Origin of the sequence: Achromobacter spanius (assembly GCF_002966795.1) — a bacterium.
GTDB classification, from domain to species: Bacteria; Pseudomonadota; Gammaproteobacteria; order Burkholderiales; family Burkholderiaceae_B; genus Achromobacter; species Achromobacter spanius_D.
In genome coordinates this window covers 1,429,822-1,445,009 of the sequence record NZ_CP023270.1, presented here as the reverse complement: position 1 = coordinate 1,445,009, position 15,188 = coordinate 1,429,822, and the positions used below count along the sequence as shown (strand labels likewise).

The following is a 15,188-nucleotide window of genomic DNA, read 5'->3' as shown; positions in this document are numbered from 1 at the left end:
TCAGCCGAAATGGTCCGAGTACGAGTTCGGCCCGGGGGCCTTATTCGTCGGCCTTGGTCTTCAGGACCTTGCGGCCACGGTAGAAGCCGTTGGGGCTGATGTGGTGACGCAGGTGCGTTTCACCGGTGTTGGGCTCGATGGCGGTCGACGGGGCCACCAGAAAATCGTGCGAACGGTGCATACCGCGCTTGGAGGGGGACTTCTTGTTTTGTTGAACGGCCATGATGACTCCTAGAAACGGGGCGCATTGTACGCGATGCGGCCCGATGTTGATCTCAATCTTTGTGCTTCAGTTGTTCCAGCACCGCAAACGGCGACGGACGCTTGACAGCGGGCTCCTCTTCAGGAGCTTCGCTGGCCTTGGCCTGCGCGCCCGGGCATACATCATGCTTGGGCACATACGGAATGCTCAGAATGAGCTCATCTTCGATCTGGGCCAACAGATCAAAATGATGCGAACCCACCACCTTTTCAGGCAGCTGGGCCACAGAATCCCTTCCTACGCCTTCGTCGTCCTCGTCGTCGTCATCGTCGCCTTGATCGGCAAAGGAATGATCATCGTCGAGGTCGTCTTCGGATTTGACCAGTTGCAGCACGACTTCGCTGTCGACCGGATACGCAAACGGCGCGTTGCACCGCTGGCACACGACCACCGGATTCGCCTTCACGTGCAGACGCAGAATCGACTGGCCCATCAGCAAGCCGATCTTGCCTTCTTCGCCTTGCACGGACCAGCTCACAAGCCCGGCTTCGCCCAGCGGTTGTTCGGGCAAGCCCTCGACCACGCGGGCAAGACGCACCAAGGCGATCTTGCCGTGCGCGCTTTTACCCAGACGGGCAAAGGCAAAGGCGTCGATGCGCTTGACATCGGCACTGACATCGGCACTGACATCGGCACTCACGTTAGCATTCACGTCAGCGCCCATATTCGCGTCGACACTCATGTCGATATTCGCGTCGGCATTCACACCAGCACCGGCCGATCCGTCCGCGCGGCGACTCGCATCGCCAAGCTTTCCCTTCGGTGTCATGTTGATGTTCCTGCAAAAATGCCGCAAAACGTTAGATAATACTGTGACTTACGTATTACCGTCAAATGCCGCATGCCTCACAAGCCTAGCCTGATCCTCGCGTCCAGCTCGAAATACCGCAAAGAACTGTTGTCGCGCCTGCGCCTGCCCTTTTCCGCGATTTCCCCCGATGTAGACGAAACGCCACACCCCGGCGAAACTCCCGAGGCGCTGGCGCTGCGCCTGTCCGTTGCCAAGGCAATGGCGGTGGCAGCAAAGCATCCGGGCAGCATCGTGATCGGTTCTGACCAGGTGGCGACCGTGGACGGCGCCCCCATCGGCAAGCCGGGCGACTTCACGCGGGCCCAGGCGCAACTGCGCGCGCTGTCGGGCCAGTTGGTCGAATTTCACAGTGCGCTGGCCGTGACGGACGGCCAGCGGGTGGAAAAGGCCGACATCGTGACGCGCTGCCGGTTCCGCCACCTGTCTGACCATGCCATCGACGCCTACCTGCGCGCCGAAGAGCCTTACGATACCGCAGGCAGCGCCAAGGCGGAAAGCCTGGGCATTGCCCTGATGGAAAGCATTCAAAGCGACGATCCCACCGCCATCATAGGCCTGCCGCTGATCGAATTGACGCGCTTGCTGGCAACTTTCGGACTGGATCCGCTCGACGCCCCGGGAGCGCCCGCATGACCGGCGCCCTGCACCTGATTCCCGTCAGCCTGGGCGACGCTCCGCCCGAACGCTGGCTGCCCGCAGACGTGCGCGCGCTGGCCGGCCGGCTCGACACCTATATCGCCGAAAACGCCAAGACGGCCCGCGCCTTCCTGAAGCTCATCGGCACCACCCGGCCGCTGCAGGAAATCACCATCCACACACTGACGGACAAGGCTGACGCCGCGCAGATCAAGGCCTGGCTCGACCCCGCGAAGCGTGGGGCGGAGATCGGCCTGGTGTCCGAGGCAGGCTGCCCCGCCGTCGCGGACCCCGGCGCCAAGGTCGTGGACGCGGCGCATCGCCTGGGGATCCCCGTCAAACCCTGGGTAGGCCCCTCTTCCATCCTGCTGGGCCTCATGGCCAGCGGTCTGGACGGGCAGCGCTTCGCCTTTCATGGCTATGCGCCCGTCGACCCCGGCGAGCGCGCCAAACAGTTGCGCGCCTGGGAGCAGCACTCGGCCCGTCACAATCAGACCCAGCTGTTGATCGAGACCCCCTACCGCAACGCCGCAATGTTCGCCACGCTGATCGCCACCCTGAAGGGCGACACCAAGCTGTGCGTGGCGCGCTCGATGACGACGGCGGAAGAATGGGTGGTCACGCACACCGTGGCCGACTGGAAGAAGCTGCCGGCGCCCCAGCTGGACAAGCTGCCGACGCTGTTCCTGTACCTGGCCCGCTGATCATGATCCGCCTCTTTTCCACGCTGCTTGCCGCGGCAGTCCTGGCAGGCTGCGCGGCGCGCGGCCCCGCCGGCCTGGACCTGGACACCTCGATCACCGCCGCCAGCCAGAGCAGCCGGGTGCGGTCTGTCGTCGTGCACTACACGACGGTCGACGACGCCGAGTCGCTGCGCCTGCTTTCCAAGGGCAAGGTCAGCGCCCATTACCTGCTGGACCTGGACGGCCGCGCCTACCGGCTGGTCGACGAAAACCGCGCCGCGTGGCACGCCGGGGCCAGTTCCTGGTACGGCAACGTCGCGATGAACAGCACCTCGATCGGCATCGAGATCGTCAATCCGGGCTGGACCGAGGGCAGCAACGGCGAGCGCGTCTGGCATCCCTATGACGACCGCCAGGTCCGGGCGCTGACCATCCTGCTGCGCGACATCCTCGGCCGGCACAACATCGCCCCGGAGAACGTGGTCGGCCACAGCGATATCGCGCCGCAGCGCAAGGTGGATCCCGGCCCGCTGTTCCCATGGAAAACGCTGGCGGACGCGGGCATCGGGCGCTGGTACAACGAGGACGGCGCGGCCCGGCACCTGGCGCGCCTGCAGATCGAGGGCGTGCCGGACGTCGCGTGGTTTCAGAAACAGCTACAGCGGCTGGGCTATGCCAGTCCACAGGACGGCACGCTGGACCGCGCGACGATCAACACCCTGGCCGCGTTCCAGATGCACTACCGCCCTGCCCTGCACGACGGCCAGCCGGACGCGGAAACCGCGGCCATCATGCTGGCCATGCCTTAGGCGCGGCGTTGTACGGGAGCAGGGGCGCGAGGGCGCACCAGTGAACTACGCCCGCCGCCGCCACCAGGCGACGATGCGCCATCCCAGCAGCACTGCCAGCACCGCGGCGTACATCGCGGGCTCCGACAAGTCATTCTTGCCGGCCTTGTGCCACCAGTAGTGCAGGATGGCCAGCAGGCCGATGGCATAGATTGCCCGATGCAGCGTCTGCCAGCGCTTTCCCAACCGGCGCATCGCCCACTGCGTGGAGGTGGCGGCCAGCGCCGTCATCAGCACGAAGGCCGAAAATCCCACCATGATGAAGGGGCGTTCGACGATGTCACGCACCATTTCGGCCGGATCGAAGCCTCGATCCCACCACACCCACGCCATGAAATGCAGCGCCGCGTAGAAGAACGCGAACAGCCCGCACATGCGCCGCACGCGCACCAGCGCGGGCTGACCTGTCAACCGCCGCAGCGGGGTGACGGCCAGCGTGACCAAGAGGCACACCAGCGCCCACGTGCCCGACGAACGGGTTAAAAACTCAACCGGATTGGCAGTGAGCCCGTCGTGCATCCCCAGCCAGATCCAGCGCGCAAACGGCGTCAGACCCAGCAGAAAGAGCAGCGGCTTGAAGCGCCCGACCATCCTGGCCGAGAGCTGCGCCTTCCGGGGAGCCGCAGCCGGGGCCGCGCGAGGAGCAACGGACACGGATCAGCGCCTCAGTAATTGGCCTTCAGGTCCATGCCCTGATAAAGCGCCGCCACCTGATCCCCGTAGCCGTTGAACATCAATGTCTTGCGCTTGGGCGTGAACAGGCCGTCCTCGCCGATACGGCGTTCGGTGGCCTGGCTCCAGCGAGGATGCGCGACGTTGGGATTCACATTGGCGTAGAAGCCATACTCTTGCGGGGCGGACTTGACCCAGGACGTGACGGGCGGTTTTTCCACCAACCGGACCTTCACCAGCGATTTGCCGGACTTGAATCCGTACTTCCAGGGCACGGCCAACCGCAGAGGCGCGCCGTTCTGGTTGGGCAGCACACGGCCGTAGACCCCAAAGACCAGCATCGCCAGCGGGTGCATGGCCTCATCCAGGCGCAGGCCCTCCACGTACGGCCACTCCAGAATGGCGGCGCGCACGCCCGGCATGTTTTCCCGCTGAACGGCAGTGACAAATTCGACGTACTTGGCGTTGCCATTCGGCTCCACCTGCTTGAGCACTTCGGACAGCGAATAGCCCACCCACGGAATGACCATGGACCAGCCTTCCACGCAGCGCAGGCGGTACACGCGATCTTCCATCGGCGCGAGCTTGAGCAGGTCTTCGATGGTGAACGTGCGCGGCTTGTTGACCTCGCCCTCGACGCTCACCGTCCACGGCCGGGTCTGCAACTTGCCGGCATTTTTGGCCGGTTCGCCCTTATCTACGCCGAACTCGTAGTAATTGTTGTAGGACGTGATGTCCGCGAGCGACGTCTGCTTGTCCATGACGCTGAACGCGGGATTGGACTTGCCGGGCAGCGCGCCGGCATCCTGCGCGTGGGCGGCGCGCGTAGCCCACCCGGGCAGTCCGACAGCGGCCGCGGCAGCACCCGCCCGCAGCATCAACTCGCGGCGCGATCGCCACACGGCCTCGGAAGTGATCTCGGACGACAGAAAATCGTCGGGCTTGCGTATCAGCATCGTAATCTCCGGTATGGCGCAGGCGCTCTGGACGCATCCCGCGTCTCATGGACGCTGGACGGGTCTATGTTATTCCGCGACGCCGGCAGGAAGCACGCGCAGCGCCTTCCGGATAGACCTGCCGGGCAGGCGGACGTTCCTGCCGGCCGTTATCGCAGGGATCAGCCGTTCACGCCAACGCGCGGCAGCAGCCATTCGCGCACCAGCGGCACGGTGTCGAGCACTGCTTGCGGTGCACATCCCTCAAGTTCCTTCAAGGTGTGCGCGCCGTAGGTGACGCCCAGACCGTGCACGCCCGCATTGCAGGCCATCTGCAGATCGTGCGAGGTATCTCCCACCATGATGACCCGCGACGGATCCACGTCCAGTTCCTGCATCAGTTCGTGCAGCATGGCGGGATGCGGCTTGCTGAAGGTCTCGTCGGCGGTGCGGGTGGCGGCGAACAGCGGACCGAGGCCAGTCGCGGCCAGCGCGCGCGTCAGACCGACGCGGCTCTTGCCCGTGGCAACGGCCAGCCGCACATTCTGGTTGGCCAGATCGGCCAGCAGCTCGTTGATGCCGTCAAACAGACGCAGTTCGGGATCGCGCAGCAGGTAGTGGGTGCGGTAGCGCTCGAGGAAGCGCGGCAGCATGGCCTGCGTCAATTCGGGGACGGCGCGGCGCAACGCGCTTTCGAGCGAGAGGCCGATGACCCAGCTTGCCTCGGACGCGGACGGCACCGCCAGATCCAGATCGCGGCAAGCGCCCTGGATGGCGGCCACGATGCTGTGCGTGGAATCCATCAGGGTGCCATCCCAGTCAAAGACGACCAGCGAATACGACATATCAGGCAGACTCCAGTGTTTTCAGTATGTTCCGGCAAGCAGGCGGCAGCTCGGCGGTCAGTGTCATGACCTCGCCCGTCAGCGGGTGAGGCAGGGTGAGGCTGTGGGCGTGCAGGAACATGCGGTTGAAACCCTGCCGCGCAAACTGCGCCCGCACCTCGTCGTGGCCGTACTTGTCGTCCCCGACGATGGGAAAGCCGCTGGCGGCCAGATGGACCCGAATCTGGTGGGTGCGTCCGGTGCGCAGCTCGGCGTCGACCAGACTGTAACCGCCAAAACGCTGCTTCAGCGTGACAATCGTGTGCGCCGTCTGCCCGTCCGGATCCACCTTGACGCGGCGCTCGCCGGACTGCGTGGTCCATTTGGACAGGGACAGCTTGATGTGCTGGCGGTCGTTGACCCAATCGCCCTCGACCAGCGCGAAATAATGCTTGTCGCTCCGGCCCTCGCGCAACATCGCGTGCAGGGCCAAGAGCGCGCTGCGCTTCTTGGCGACCATCAGCAACCCGGAGGTTTCGCGGTCCAGCCGGTGCACCAGCTCCAGGAACTTGGCCTGCGGACGCGCGGCGCGCAGTTGTTCGATCACGCCAAACGACACGCCGCTGCCGCCGTGGACCGCGACCCCAGCAGGCTTGTCCACGACGAGCATGGCGTCGTCTTCGAAGACAATCGGGAATTCAGCCGCGGGCACGGGCCGGGGCTTGCCGGGGTCCGGCAGGCGCAGGGGCGGAATGCGGACCACATCGCCCTCTTCGATCCGGTAATCGACCTGGATGCGTCCCTTGTTGACGCGAACCTCGCCGCCGCGGATCGCCTTGTAGATGTGCGTCTTGGGCACCCCCTTGCACAGCCGCATGAGGAAGTTGTCCAGACGCTGGCCGGCATGCTCGGCGCCCACTTCAACCATGCGGACGGCGGGGGCTGCTTTAGAGGCGGATACGGGGGAGGAAGTTTCTTTGCGCATTGCGGAAAGCGACATATAATCGGGACAGCCTTAAGGGGCTGAACAAGCCGCCTGGCGTAGAGATGCAACCAACACGCAACTCCGTCGAGCGCGCGGGCCGCCATTGTACTGCCTGCTCATTCAACCCCTGGGTCTCTTGGTCGCCGGCGCAACCGAGCCCTGCGGAATAGTGGTGTGGCATTCATCTTGCCCGCTGTTCCGGCAGGTCCGTTGCATGCCGCAAGCGGCTCTGAAGCACTGCAAGAATCGTCGCATATTTAAAGCACCAGCTGCGTGTGGGCAACCAATCCGACCGCAGCTGCCGTTCACAGCATTTTTTCCGTCAAACCACATTCAGTGAAGCTGACCCTCCTGCTGACAGAACCCCGTGCCCCACGGCACGACGTGCCCGCCTGACCCGCGGCGGATACGCCTGGGCGCCGCCCAGGTACGGTCCGCACCTTCTTGCCCGCTTCAGCCGCAGCCCGAGTGGCCCGAGGTCACGCGCCGATATCGGCGCGTCATGACAACGGAGAAACCCTCTCATGAAGCGCATGCTGTTCAATGCGACGCATCAGGAAGAATTACGCGTCGCTATCGTCGATGGGCAAAAACTCATCGACCTTGACATCGAGACTGCCGGCCGCGAACAGCGCAAAGGCAATATCTACAAAGGTGTCATCACCCGGATCGAACCCGGCCTCGAAGCTTGCTTCGTCAACTACGGCGAAGACCGCCACGGCTTTCTGCCCTTCAAGGAAGTTGCGCGCAGCTTCTTCAAGGAAGGCGTCGACGTCCGCACCGCCCGTATCCAGGACGCCCTGCGCGAAGGCCAGGAACTGATCGTCCAGGTCGAAAAAGAAGAACGCGGCAACAAGGGCGCAGCCCTGACCACGTTCATCTCGCTGGCCGGCCGCTACCTGGTCCTGATGCCCAACAACCCCCGCGGCGGTGGTGTTTCGCGCCGCGTCGAGGGCGAGGACCGCCAGGAACTGCGCGACACGATGGAACAGCTCGACCTGCCGCAGGGCATGAGCATCATCGCCCGCACCGCAGGCATCGGCCGCAACGTCGAAGAACTGCAATGGGACCTGTCCTATCTGCTGCAGCTCTGGACCGCCATCGACGGCGCCGCGCGCGACAACTCCGCGCCCATCCTGATCTATCTCGAATCCAGCCTGGTCATCCGCGCGATCCGCGATTACTTCTCGCCCGAAATCGGCGAGATCCTGATCGACACCGACGAGATCGCCGACCAGGCCACCGCCTTCATGAGCGTGGTGATGCCGGACAACGTCCAGCGCGTCAAACGCTACCGTGACGACATCCCCCTCTTCTCGCGCTTCCAGATCGAACACCAGATCGAGACGGCCTACTCGCGCACGGTGCAACTGCCCTCGGGCGGCGCCATCGTGATCGACCACACCGAAGCGCTGGTTTCCGTGGACGTGAACTCGGCCCGCTCGACCCGCGGCGCCGACATCGAGGAAACCGCGCTGCGCACCAACTCGGAAGCGGCCGACGAAGTGGCCCGCCAGTTGCGCCTGCGCGATCTGGGTGGCCTGATCGTCATCGACTTCATCGACATGGAAGACAGCAAGAACCAGCGCGCCGTCGAACAGCGCCTGCGTGATGCGCTCCATTTCGACCGCGCCCGCGTCCAGATGGGCAAGATCTCGCGCTTCGGCCTGATGGAACTGTCGCGCCAGCGCCTGCGTCCGGCCCTGAACGAAGGCTCGCACATCACCTGCCCGCGCTGCAACGGCACCGGCGTCATCCGTGATGCCGAGTCCAGCGCCCTGCACGTCCTGCGTCTGCTGCAGGAAGAAGCCATGAAGGAAAACACCGCGGCGGTCCATGCCCAGGTGCCCGTCGACGTGGCCACTTACCTGTTGAACGAAAAGCGCGCCGACATCACCAAGATGGAAGCCCGCCTGAAGGTCAACCTGATGCTGATCCCCAACAAGCATCTGGAAACGCCGCATCATCACATCGAGCGTCTGCGCCACGACGATCCGCGCCTGGAAGAGCTGAAGACCAGTTTCGAACTGGTGGAAGCGCCGGCCACGGACGCGCCCTGGCAGCCGCGCGAAAACGAAATCAAGTCGCGTCCGGAAGCCCTGGTCAAGGGCATCACGCCGTCGCAGCCCGCCCCCGTCTCCACGCCCGCAGCGCCGGCCGCCGCACCCGCCGCGCCCGCGGCAGGCGCCGGTCTGGGCGGCCTGTTCAAGCGTCTGGTCGGCTGGCTGACCGGTGGCTCCGAACCCGCCAAGCCCGCCCCCGCCGCCGCCGAAGAAACCGCCAAGCGCGCGGGCTCGTCGCGTGGCAAGGGCCGCAGCGGCCATGACGGTCAGGAACGCCGCGGCGAACGCCACGGTTCCGACCGCAACCGCAACCGCCGCGGTGAAGGCCGTGGCGAAGGCGCCGAGGCCTCCGAAGGCGGCCGTCATCACGTGCGCGGCAACCGCCGCTCGGATGCCGAGCGCGGCGATCGCAACAACCGTGGCGAAGGCCGCGGCGAACGCGACACGCCGGCCGCCACCCAGGCAGCCCTGGCGTCCGCCCGTCCTGAACAGTCGCCCGAGCTCAACGGTGAAGACACGGGCGCCGGCCGCAATCGCCGCCGTGGCCGTGGCCGCAACCGCCGCGAGGAAGGTCAATTCGACGCGCCGATGAGCGAACAGGAAAGCATGGTCGCCGCCCTGGCTCAGACGGTCGCCACCGCGCTGCCTGACGCCAAGTCGGATGCCAAGCCCGCCGCCGAAGCCCAGGACGACGCTGACGCTGACGAACAGTCTGCCGACACGTTCGCCGGTGCTGAAGGCGCCGAAGGCGCCGCGGATCCCGAGCGCAAGCGCCGCCGCCGCCGCAGCCGCCGTGGCCGCCGCAGCCAGGACGAAGCCGGGTTGGCCGGCAGCGACGAGCAGCAGGAAGACGGCGCTGAAGACGCTGGCGAACAGCAGGCCGAAGGCGTTGACGCCCAAGCCGCTGCGCCCGTCCAACCGGCCGCCGAGCAAGCCGCTCCCGCCCCCGTGCAGCAGGTTCAAGCGCCGGCCCAGCCCGTGCAGACCGCCGCCCAGCCCGAGCAAGCCCCGGCCGAACCGGTTCAAGCCCCCAAGGCTGAGCCCGTCCAGGCCGCCGCCGCGCCGGCAGCTGAGCCCTCGGTTAAGCCCGCCGTCGAGCCCGCTGTTGAGCCGGTGAGCCAACCCGCCGCCGAGCCCGTCCAACCGGTGCAGACTGCGCCGCAAGCGACCCCGCCCGTCACCGTGCAACCTGCCAGCGAGGCTTCGGTCCCCGCCGCGCCGGTGCAGGCGCCGGTGGAAGCGCCCGCCGCTGAACCCGTGGTTCAGACGCCGGCAGTTGCGCCCGCTGCTCCGGCCCCCGCGCCGGTTGCGCCGGTCAGCACGCAACAGCCCATCGTGGTGCCTGCCGTTGCCCCCGCTGCCAAGGCGCAAGCCCTGCACGACGTGGTCAACGCCGCTGGCCTGAAGTGGGTGGAAACCGACCCGGAACGCCACGCGCAAACGCAGCAGCGCATTGCCTCCTCGTTCGCGCCGGTCCGTCTGGGCCGCGAACGCAAGCCGGTGACGCCCGTCTCGAACGAGCCGCTGGTCCAGGTCGAAACGCGCCACTAAGCCGCAAGGCCGTCAGGGCATCCCCCTGACAAGCAAACACCCCGCACACTGGAAACGGTTTGCGGGGTGTTTTTTTGTGGCGACAGTGATTGCGGCCGGTGGGCCGCCACCGTCGCGTCAGTCGCCCGCCGAGCGGCGCGACTGCGGATCGAGCGCCCGGCCCGCTTCTTCCACAAAGGCTTCCGCCAGGGCCGAATGCGGCATGTGGCGCGCCCACAGAATGCCCATCCGGCGTAGCGGCGCGCGTCCGGGCAGCAGCACGCGCTTGACGCGGCGGCTGTCGAGCCAGTCCGGCGCCCAGTCCGGCACCAGCGATACGCCCAGTCCTTCCGACACCATGCAGGCGATGCCCATCAGGCCGTCGACCTCCAGGCGCTCGCGCGGCGCGATGCCGTGCTGGCGCAGGTACTGGTCGGCCAGACGCCCGCCCCAGACGTTGCGGTCGTAGCGGATGAAGGGTTGTGTGCGCATCAGTTCGTGCGCATCGTTGCCCGGCGTATCGGGCGGCGCAAGCACCACCAGCGGTTCCTCGGTCACCTGCTTCCAGGCATAGCCCTTGGACAGGTTGAACTGCGGCTTGACGATGAACGCCGCGTCCAGGTCGCCGTTGATGACGCGGTGGTACAGGTGATTGGAGGTGCCCGGCTCCATGAAGACCGCCAGCTTGGGCATCCGCCGGTACAAGCGGGCCAGCACGACGGGCATGATGCCGGTCAGGGCCGAGGCCGAGACGCCCAGCCGCAGCTCGCCGAGCGGCGCGTCATCCGTGGCGCTGGCTCGCAGGTCACGCACCTCGCGAAGCACGCTGCGGGCGCGTTCCAGCACCTTCAGGCCGGCTTCGGTCGCCTTGACGCTGCGGCCGACGCGCTTGACCAGCGTGGCGCCCAGTTCTTCTTCGAGCGTGTGCACGCGCGCGGCAATGGCGGCGGGCGTCAGGTCCAGCCGCCGCGCCGCCTCGGCTAGCGAGCCGCTTTCGATGACCGATACAAAGCTCTGCACATATCGCGTATCCACGGTCTCCCCTTCTTGTAGCTGTGTGGTGCGACAGGTGGCAGACCACAACAATTTTATGGATTGAACCCATTAAACAGCAGATGTTCGGTGGGCGGATCGGTGCCAGAATCGGAAATCGCAGCCGCGCGGCCGCGGCGCGTCCTTTTCATCCATCCAATAACGAGTAGAGACATGACGACCCCTGCCCGCATTCCCGGCGTTTTTTCTCCTGTGCTGACGCCGTTCGATGAGCGCTATCGCCCGGCCTTGGGACGCTACGTGAAGCACTGCCGCTGGCTGCGCGAGCAGTCCGTCGGACTGGCCATCTTCGGCACGAACTCCGAGGCGAACTCGCTGTCGCTCGCAGAAAAGCACACGCTGCTGGATGCGCTGCTGGAAGCAGGTGTGGAGCCGTCGGCCCTGATGCCCGGCACGGGCGCGTGTGCGCTGCCCGACGCCATCGCGCTCACGCAGCATGCCGTGCGCAGCGGCAGCATGGGCGTGCTGGTGCTGCCGCCCTTCTACTACAAGGGCGTCAGCGACGAAGGCCTGTTCCGCTACTTTGCCGAGTTGATCGAGGGCGTGGACGACGACAAGCTGCGCCTGTACCTGTATCACATCCCGCCCGTCAGCCAGGTGCCACTCAGCCTGGACCTGATCGACCGTCTGCTGACCCGCTATCCCGGCATCGTGGCGGGCGTGAAGGACAGCGGCGGCGACTGGGCCAACACGGCGGCGATGATCGAGCGTTTCACGCCGCGCGGATTCCAGGTCTATGCGGGTAGCGAGGCCTTCCTGCTGCAGACCCTGCGCGCGGGCGGCGTGGGCTGCATCACGGCCACGGGCAACGTCAATCCGGGTCCCATCGTGGCCCTGCAGCAGCGCTGGCAGGAGGCGGACGCCGATGAGCGCCAGGCCGGGCTGAACGCCACGCGCAACGTGTTCCAGCAATTCCCCATGATTCCCGCGATGAAGGCGGCCATCGCCTGGAAGTCGGGCGACGCGGCATGGGCCACGGTGCGCCCGCCTCTGGTCGAGCTGAATGCCGGGCAGACCGACGCACTGAAGACCGCATTGCAGGCCAACGGTTTTGACATGCCGGGCGCCGACTCGCTGTCCGACGCCTGAGCGTCTGTTTCCAGGCGCGGACGGTCACGACTGGCCGTCCGCTGCCTGCTTTCTGAAAGCGGTCAGCTCACGACGCCGATGTTCCAAGGCACGAACTCGTGATCGCCCAACCCCAGCAACTCGCTCTTGCTGCGGGCGCCCGAGGCCACACGCAGGATCTCCTCGAAGATCCGCTGCGCCACCTCTTGCAGCGTGGCGGTGCCGTCCAGGATGTCGCCGCAATTGACGTCCATGTCTTCGGTCAGCCGCTCGTACATCGGGGTGTTGGTAGCGAGCTTGAGCGACGGCACCGGCTTGGCGCCGAACATCGAGCCGCGGCCCGTCGTGAAGCAGATCATGTTGGCGCCGCCGGCGATCTGCCCCGTTGCCGACACCGGATCGAAGCCCGGCGTGTCCATGAACACCATGCCGGGCTGGCGGACCGGCTCCGCGTAGCGATAGACCTCCATCAGCGCCGTGGTGCCGCCCTTCATTGACGAGCCCAGCGACTTCTCGAAGATGTTGGCCAGGCCGCCCATCTGGTTGCCCGGACTGACCTTGCCGTTGATCTGCACGTCGCGGCCCGGTGAATACTCTTCCTTCCACCAACGGATGCGCTGGACCAGTTTTTCGCCGACTTCGCGGCTGCGGGCCCGCGAGGTCAGCGTATGTTCGACGCCGTAGATTTCCGGCGTCTCGGACAGGATGGCCGTGCCGCCGTGGCGCACCAGGATGTCCATGGCCGCGCCCAGCGCAGGATTGGCGGTGATCGACGAAAAGCCGTCAGAGCCGCCGCACTGCAGGCCGATCTTCAGGTGACGCGCGGACACCGGCTCGCGGCGCACGTCGTTGGCGGCGGGCAGCATCGTCTTCACGGCAGCAATGCCGGCTTCGATCGTTTTGCGGGTGCCGCCGGTCTCCTGCATGATGAACGTCTGCAGCCGTGCGCCCGCTTCCAGGCCCTGGTCCTTGAGCAGCGCATCGAGCTGATTGCGTTCACAGCCCAAACCGACGATCAGCACGCCCGCAAAGTTCGCATGACAGGCGTACCCGCCCATCGTGCGCCGCAAGAGGTCCATGGGCTCGCCGGACATTTCCATGCCGCAGCCCATGCCGTGGCTCAGCGCCACCACGCCGTCCACGTTGGGATACGCGGCCATCACCTCCTCCGTGAACGCGGACGCGATCCGGTGCACCACCGTGGCCGAACAGTTCACGGTGGCGAGAATGCCGATGTAGTTGCGCGTGCCCACCTGGCCGTTGGCGCGGACGATGCCCTGGAATTGCGCCTGCTCGGATTCGGGCAGCACGGGCGTCGGCACGTAGTCACGGGCATGTGCGTAGTCGCGGTCGAACTCCTGGAAGTCCATGTTGTGCGAATGCACGTAGGTGCCGGCGGGAATGTCCGTTGCCGCAAAACCGATGCACACGTTGTATTTCAGGATGGGTTCGCCCGCGCGCAGGTCGCGCGCCGCGATCTTGTGGCCCGCAGGCACCTGGCTGCGGCTGACGAGGTCTTCGGCGGGCACGGCGGCGCCGATGCCGATGGGCACGCGCGCCACCACGATGTTGTCGGCGGAATGCAGCCGGATGACAGGGCCGGCGGCGCGTTTTTCGGTGAAGTCGATCATTTCGTTGTCCTCTTTACTCCGGCTTGATGCCGATGTCGCGGATCAGCACCGACCAGCGCGGCAGCTCGGCACCCACGAAGCGGCTGAAGGCGGCGGAGTCGCTGCCGACCACCGTGAAGCCCTGCTCGCTCAGCTTGGCCTGCATGTCGTTCTGCGCCAGCGCGGTGCGGATCGAAGCGGAGAGCTTGTCGACCACGGGCTTGGGCGTCTTGGCCGGCGCAAAGACGCCGTACCAGGTCGAGACCTCGAAGTCCTTGAAGCCCGATTCGGCCAGCGTCGGAATCTCGGGCGCCTTCGGGTCGCGCTTGAGGCTGGTGATGGCCAGCGGGCGGACCTTGCCCGAGGCGATGTGCGGCAGCGCCACCGGCAGGTTCGCGAACATGTAGGGCACGTGGCCGCCCAACACGTCGGCGATGGCTGCCGACTCGCCCTTGTAGGGCACGTGCGTGACCTTCGTGCCGACCCGGTGCGCGTACAGCTCGCCGGCGATGTGCTGCGGGCCGCCCTGCCCGGACGACGCGTAGCTCAGCGCGCCGTTGCCGGCCTTGCGGATGTGCTCGGTGAGCTCGCCGACGCTCTTGACGTCAATCAGCGCCGGATTGACCACGAGGATGAGCGGCATCGTCACGACCTGCGACACCGGCTCGAAATCGGTCTCGGGCTTGAACGGCAGCGTGGGGAACAGGGACGGCGCCACGACCATGGTGGATTGCGATCCGAGAAACAGCGAATAGCCGTCGGCCGGCGAGCGCGCAACGTTGTCTGCGGCAATGGTGCCGGTAGCGCCCGCGCGGTTTTCCACCACGACCTGCTGGCCCAGGCTTTCGGCCATCTTGGCGCCGACCAGCCGGGCCACGATATCCGCGCCGCCGCCTGGTGCAAAACCGACGACCATGCGCAAGGGCTTGTTCGGGAACGCGTCGGCCGAGGCGGCGGACGAGACGGTGGCCAAGGCAACGGCCAGACCGGCGGCGCCGGCCATGCGCGCCATGTTGCGCGCCATGGGACGCGCTTGCATACAGGGGTAGTTCATCTGTGTCTCCGTATGCCGCCTGGCGAGGCCGGCCGCGGCCGCGCGTGCAGCGGCGGATCGGAGCCCCGAGCGACGGCTCGTTGTGGTTTTGGGTGTTGCCAGGGCATTCTGGCCATTGCACTCAACACCAACAAGTACGTGGACAAGCAGTCAA

At 66.2% G+C, this 15,188-nt stretch carries 14 protein-coding genes; 5 read left to right on the top strand and 9 right to left on the bottom strand.

What is annotated here, in order from left to right:
* Nucleotides 1-40: 40 nt before the first annotated feature.
* Both rpmF and CLM73_RS06470 read right to left on the bottom strand, forming a co-directional pair.
* Nucleotides 41-223 carry a 50S ribosomal protein L32 gene (gene rpmF / locus CLM73_RS06475; protein WP_006218037.1) on the bottom strand — a complete coding sequence of 61 codons (183 nt, stop codon included), beginning with the start codon at nt 221-223 and terminating at the stop codon, nt 41-43.
* Nucleotides 224-275: 52 nt separating this feature from the next.
* Nucleotides 276-926, bottom strand: coding sequence for a YceD family protein (locus tag CLM73_RS06470; RefSeq protein ID WP_105241403.1), 651 nt, complete (start codon nt 924-926; stop codon nt 276-278).
* A 177-nt stretch (nt 927-1,103) separates the two neighbouring features.
* On the opposite strand from CLM73_RS06470, the gene CLM73_RS06465 reads away from it, so the two are divergent.
* The 3 genes from CLM73_RS06465 to CLM73_RS06455 are packed head-to-tail and all read left to right on the top strand — an operon-like array spanning nt 1,104 to nt 3,201.
* Nucleotides 1,104-1,706 (top strand): Maf family nucleotide pyrophosphatase, encoded by a 603-nt coding sequence (locus tag CLM73_RS06465; protein ID WP_105237794.1) that lies wholly within the window; start codon nt 1,104-1,106, stop codon nt 1,704-1,706.
* Complete coding sequence (locus CLM73_RS06460; protein ID WP_105237793.1) at nt 1,703-2,413, top strand: SAM-dependent methyltransferase; 711 nt, start codon at nt 1,703-1,705, stop codon at nt 2,411-2,413. Before CLM73_RS06465 ends, CLM73_RS06460 begins: the two co-directional genes overlap by 4 nt.
* A 2-nt stretch (nt 2,414-2,415) precedes the next feature.
* Nucleotides 2,416-3,201: an N-acetylmuramoyl-L-alanine amidase gene (locus CLM73_RS06455; RefSeq protein ID WP_105237792.1), complete on the top strand. Its 786-nt coding sequence runs from the start codon at nt 2,416-2,418 to the stop codon at nt 3,199-3,201.
* A 45-nt stretch (nt 3,202-3,246) separates the two neighbouring features.
* On the opposite strand, the gene msrQ is transcribed toward CLM73_RS06455, so the two are convergent.
* The 4 genes from msrQ to CLM73_RS06435 all read right to left on the bottom strand — a co-directional run bounded on the left by msrQ (nt 3,247) and on the right by CLM73_RS06435 (nt 6,656).
* A complete protein-coding gene (gene msrQ, locus CLM73_RS06450; RefSeq protein WP_234015883.1) occupies nt 3,247-3,831 on the bottom strand; it encodes a protein-methionine-sulfoxide reductase heme-binding subunit MsrQ in 585 nt (194 codons plus the stop codon).
* Between the two features lie 74 nt (nt 3,832-3,905).
* Nucleotides 3,906-4,868, bottom strand: a complete 963-nt coding sequence (gene msrP, locus CLM73_RS06445) for a protein-methionine-sulfoxide reductase catalytic subunit MsrP (protein ID WP_105237790.1) — start codon at nt 4,866-4,868, stop codon at nt 3,906-3,908.
* A gap of 161 nt (nt 4,869-5,029) precedes the next feature.
* The gene (locus CLM73_RS06440) at nt 5,030-5,692 is read right to left on the bottom strand and encodes an HAD family hydrolase (RefSeq protein ID WP_105237789.1); all 663 of its coding nucleotides are present in this window, start codon (nt 5,690-5,692) and stop codon (nt 5,030-5,032) included.
* 1 nt (nt 5,693) lies between these two features.
* A complete protein-coding gene (locus CLM73_RS06435; protein ID WP_418904930.1) occupies nt 5,694-6,656 on the bottom strand; it encodes an RluA family pseudouridine synthase in 963 nt (320 codons plus the stop codon).
* Between the two features lie 524 nt (nt 6,657-7,180).
* Between CLM73_RS06435 and CLM73_RS06430 the strand changes: the two genes are divergently transcribed.
* Nucleotides 7,181-10,270, top strand: coding sequence for an Rne/Rng family ribonuclease (locus tag CLM73_RS06430; protein WP_105237787.1), 3,090 nt, complete (start codon nt 7,181-7,183; stop codon nt 10,268-10,270).
* A gap of 117 nt (nt 10,271-10,387) precedes the next feature.
* Here the strand turns inward: CLM73_RS06430 and CLM73_RS06425 are convergent, their stop codons facing one another.
* Entirely contained in the window at nt 10,388-11,284 is an 897-nt protein-coding gene (locus CLM73_RS06425; protein ID WP_105237786.1) for a LysR family transcriptional regulator, read from the bottom strand.
* 171 nt (nt 11,285-11,455) lie between these two features.
* Between CLM73_RS06425 and CLM73_RS06420 the strand changes: the two genes are divergently transcribed.
* Entirely contained in the window at nt 11,456-12,391 is a 936-nt protein-coding gene (locus tag CLM73_RS06420; RefSeq protein WP_105237785.1) for a dihydrodipicolinate synthase family protein, read from the top strand.
* Nucleotides 12,392-12,453: 62 nt separating this feature from the next.
* Here the strand turns inward: CLM73_RS06420 and CLM73_RS06415 are convergent, their stop codons facing one another.
* Both CLM73_RS06415 and CLM73_RS06410 read right to left on the bottom strand, forming a co-directional pair.
* Nucleotides 12,454-14,001 carry a UxaA family hydrolase gene (locus tag CLM73_RS06415; protein ID WP_105237784.1) on the bottom strand — a complete coding sequence of 516 codons (1,548 nt, stop codon included), beginning with the start codon at nt 13,999-14,001 and terminating at the stop codon, nt 12,454-12,456.
* A 13-nt stretch (nt 14,002-14,014) separates the two neighbouring features.
* Nucleotides 14,015-15,034 carry a Bug family tripartite tricarboxylate transporter substrate binding protein gene (locus tag CLM73_RS06410; protein WP_105237783.1) on the bottom strand — a complete coding sequence of 340 codons (1,020 nt, stop codon included), beginning with the start codon at nt 15,032-15,034 and terminating at the stop codon, nt 14,015-14,017.
* Nucleotides 15,035-15,188 lie beyond the last annotated feature (154 nt).

Bases quoted from the DNA above. Each gene is read 5' to 3' on its own strand.
- rpmF (WP_006218037.1), bottom strand. From the start codon at position 223: ATGGCCGTTCAACAAAACAAGAAGTCCCCCTCCAAGCGCGGTATGCAC.
- CLM73_RS06470 (WP_105241403.1), bottom strand. From the start codon at position 926: ATGGGCGCTGACGTGAATGCTAACGTGAGTGCCGATGTCAGTGCCGAT.
- CLM73_RS06465 (WP_105237794.1), top strand. From the start codon at position 1,104: ATGCCTCACAAGCCTAGCCTGATCCTCGCGTCCAGCTCGAAATACCGC.
- CLM73_RS06460 (WP_105237793.1), top strand. From the start codon at position 1,703: ATGACCGGCGCCCTGCACCTGATTCCCGTCAGCCTGGGCGACGCTCCG.
- CLM73_RS06455 (WP_105237792.1), top strand. From the start codon at position 2,416: ATGATCCGCCTCTTTTCCACGCTGCTTGCCGCGGCAGTCCTGGCAGGC.
- msrQ (WP_234015883.1), bottom strand. From the start codon at position 3,831: ATGGTCGGGCGCTTCAAGCCGCTGCTCTTTCTGCTGGGTCTGACGCCG.
- msrP (WP_105237790.1), bottom strand. From the start codon at position 4,868: ATGCTGATACGCAAGCCCGACGATTTTCTGTCGTCCGAGATCACTTCC.
- CLM73_RS06440 (WP_105237789.1), bottom strand. From the start codon at position 5,692: ATGTCGTATTCGCTGGTCGTCTTTGACTGGGATGGCACCCTGATGGAT.
- CLM73_RS06435 (WP_418904930.1), bottom strand. From the start codon at position 6,656: ATGCGCAAAGAAACTTCCTCCCCCGTATCCGCCTCTAAAGCAGCCCCC.
- CLM73_RS06430 (WP_105237787.1), top strand. From the start codon at position 7,181: ATGAAGCGCATGCTGTTCAATGCGACGCATCAGGAAGAATTACGCGTC.
- CLM73_RS06420 (WP_105237785.1), top strand. From the start codon at position 11,456: ATGACGACCCCTGCCCGCATTCCCGGCGTTTTTTCTCCTGTGCTGACG.
- CLM73_RS06415 (WP_105237784.1), bottom strand. From the start codon at position 14,001: ATGATCGACTTCACCGAAAAACGCGCCGCCGGCCCTGTCATCCGGCTG.
- CLM73_RS06410 (WP_105237783.1), bottom strand. From the start codon at position 15,034: ATGAACTACCCCTGTATGCAAGCGCGTCCCATGGCGCGCAACATGGCG.